2 protein-coding genes are annotated in these 3,603 nt (G+C 36.2%); one reads left to right on the forward strand and one right to left on the reverse strand.

Annotated elements, in window-relative coordinates:
* A partial coding sequence (locus ACKI5B_RS12495) for a GTP-binding protein (protein ID WP_407429263.1) occupies window positions 1–867 on the reverse strand: 867 nt, incomplete at its 3' end.
* Window positions 868–1,112: 245 nt separating this feature from the next.
* On the opposite strand from ACKI5B_RS12495, the gene ACKI5B_RS12500 reads away from it, so the two are divergent.
* Window positions 1,113–3,603 (forward strand): PD-(D/E)XK nuclease family protein (locus ACKI5B_RS12500; protein ID WP_407429265.1); only part of this gene is annotated, 2,491 nt, incomplete at its 3' end.

Raw genomic sequence — 3,603 nt, forward strand, 5'->3', positions numbered from 1 at the left:
AAACACCTCATCGCTTGTCTGATATTTTACGCCTGAATACAATCGAATCTGATTCACCTTTTCTTCCCAGAGCATTTCTCCGTTTTTCATTTTTTTAATCAATGATTTTACCTTCAGGCTACCACCGGTGATTTTTAAATGGGTCAAACGATTTCCCTGCTCATCCTCAGAAATTTTAAATACTTTTGCTCCGAATGATTCAGGGTAATCCGTTTCGATGGTATAAGCAATCATTCCGTCTGCAAGCTGGGAAATTCCATCCATCTTTAGTGCAGACCCGAAATAACAAGGAAACAGTTTTCTTCCGGAAACTGCAGCGGCAACTGCATCGTGAGAAAGTTCTTCAGTTTCCAGATACTCATTCAACAAAGATTCATCGCAAACAGAAACAGCTTCTTTATCAAATCCATCGGTAAATGTCACACAGTTTCCGCTGAGTTTTTCCTTAAGCTGGGCTTCTATCACAGCTTGTTGCGCACCCTCTAAATCCATCTTATTTACAAAAATAAAAGTAGGAATATGATACCGTTCCAACAATTTCCATAATGTCAGTGTATGACTTTGCACTCCGTCTGTACCACTGATGACCAAAACAGCATAGTCCAGGACATGCAACGTACGTTCCATTTCCGTGGAAAAATCAATATGTCCCGGCGTATCCAATAAAGTGATATGTGTATCCTTCCATTCCAGTACTGCCTGTTTGGAAAAGATTGTAATTCCTCTGTCACGCTCAATACTGTGGGTATCTAAAAAAGCATCCTTATGGTCTACCCTTCCCATTTTCCGGATGCTTCCGGCATGATATAACAATCCTTCGGAAAGAGTTGTTTTTCCCGAATCGACATGAGCTAAAATTCCAAACACAAATCTTCGCATACCTGTTTATTCCCATTCTATTAATTTCTTCTCATCATTATACTAAAATATTTTTCTACTGTCAATAAATAATGTGCTAAAAAGTGTACGAAAGGCAGATGCCCTATTGATTTTTTTTAATAAAAATGCTATAATAAATCATCGATTAAAATTTTAATATAAGGAGAAGCAGTATGTCACTGGAAATTCTGTACGGAACTCATTTGAATCGCACAAATGAAACGATTTTTCAAATGATAAAAGACTGTATCACCCGTGGAGAACACGTACTTTATATTGTACCGGAACAATATTCTTTTAACGCGGATAAAACACTTCTTGATACTTTGGGAGAAAAATACTCTCATCTGACTGAGACAGTAAATTTCAAACGTCTGGCAACCGTTGTGAACAAAAAATATCAATCGAATCAACTAAACTATATTGATGAAGAAACCAAACATCTGCTTCTTTATAAAATTATCCGCCAGCACAAAGCAACTCTTACCACACTGAAAAACAGACAACTGACTCCGGATTCTGTGTTAATTTTTAAGAACATTCTTTCAGAATGTAAAGGGTACCTTATCAATCATGAAAAGTTTGAACAAATCAAGAACAATTTGTCTGACAAAACTTCGCTCTACCAAAAAATATGCGATCTTGATCTGATTTTCACAGAATATCAGAAAGAAACAGAACAAAAATTCCGAGATTTTGAAGATAGTTTCCAGGTTCTCGCCAAGTGGATAGAAGAAAAAAATCTTTATCGGGATTATAATATCTTTATCAACTGTTTTACCAATTTTTCACCTGCTGAATTTACTGTAATTTCAGCATTGTTAAACAATGCAAAAAAAATGACCATCACTCTTTTAGCAGACGATTTTTCAAAAAAAATGCCGGGAGATTTGTTTTACCCAACATATAAAACCTATCAAACTCTCAAAAAAACAGCGTACCATCGGCAAAAAGAGGTAAACGAAATTAAAGCAGACACAAGAAAAGACAACACCTTCTTCCAAAGCATTTTTGACGGAATTCCTGATAAAACGCCGCAAAAAAATATCTCGCTTATCAATGCCAGAAACATAAAAGATGAAGTTCGATTTGTTGTAGACATCATTAAGAAAAAAACTTCAGAAGGTGCACTCTATTCTGATTTCACTGTATTATCAGGCGACTTATCCCTATACGAAACAGAGATCAGACGGGCATTTTCACGCGGAAAAATTCCCTTCTTTCTGGATCAAAAATCTCCCCTGACCGAAAACCCCGTTGCAAAAATCTTTTTGAATCTGTTTCATATGGTAATTTCAGAATATGAAAAAAATACGATATTAGAATACTTAAAAAGTTTGTGCTCCATTTTTCATATCCATGATGAAATCTGTATTTTCGAGGAATTTGTCTGCAGATTTCACCTGCAGAAGAAAGAGATTTCAGAGCCGGAACATTGGAACAGAAAAATCGAATTTTTAAGCACTCAATCTCATTTTTTGTCTCAAAATCTTACAAAAATCAATACCGTCTACCAAACTTTTTTATTGCCCGTTATCCGGAATTTCAAAAAACAGAAAAGTTATCTTGAGTCTTTCCGTAATTATACAGATTCGATTCATCTCGAGGAAGGCGTCAAACGTTTTTTAGAAAAAAAAGAAGCAGCCTTCCGACAGGAAACTGTTACCGCGTACAATACGATTTTGGGTGCCATTAAGAACATAGATTTGTTAATCTCCGAAGAGGAAATCCTTCCTTCAGATTATTATCATATTTTAAAACAGTCTTTACAGTTGTATGAATCCGGTGTCATTCCCGATACCGTTGATACGGTTACAGTATCAGATATTGACCGTGGCAGATCCCTTTCTTGCTCCTATGTATTTATTTTAGGGATGAATGAAAATGTAACTCCAAAGTCCAATTTCAACCGTGGTTATCTGTCAGATCTGGAACGGGAGGCTATTTTTGATATCACCGGAGTAGAGCTTCCCACTTCTTTGCAGCAAAACTGCGATTCCACACTTTCCTTATACCGGGCATTCCTCACAGCGGATACCCATCTGTATCTTTCAAAAAATGAAGGAGAAAACGAACAAACCAAGCGAATGCCTTGTTATCTGTGGAAACGGTTGGAACACTTTTTTGCCCCTGAATCCTTTCAATCGGACTATGTAAATATACCCGAATACACCGAACAAGCTGTAATGGCATATCAGAATCCATACAAACAAAAGCTATCTTCCAGAATGCAACCGGAAAACTTCTTAGAAGGTGAAGGTAAAACGGAAATTTCTCATTTGTGGTCTCAAATTTCAACAATGAAGTCAGAGAGCTACTATCAGACCAACAAAAAACTTTCTAAAAGAATCATTGATACAAAATATCAAAAACAGTTAAACGCTTCCGTTTCCCGTCTGGAAACATATCAAAAATGCGGTTACGCATATTTTGTAAATTATATGCTGAAGATTTCCCAACGGGAAGACGTGAGTTATGATTTTAAAAAAACCGGCTCTATCGTTCATAATTTGTTTGAACAGTTTTCCAAAAGTTTAAAAAAGCACCAACTTACCTGGGAAAGCTGCAATGAAACATTTATCGAAAATCAGATTGACACCCTGGTTCCCAAAGAAATCATGCGTCTTTTCCCAGATTCTTCTCTCTTTAATCCACGAACAAAATATCTGATTCACAAAATTAAACGCCTGTTAAGAAATGCCATTACTTTTATTAAAGAACATT

This window comes from Treponema sp. (assembly GCF_045657965.1).
GTDB lineage: Bacteria > Spirochaetota > Spirochaetia > Treponematales > Treponemataceae > Treponema_D.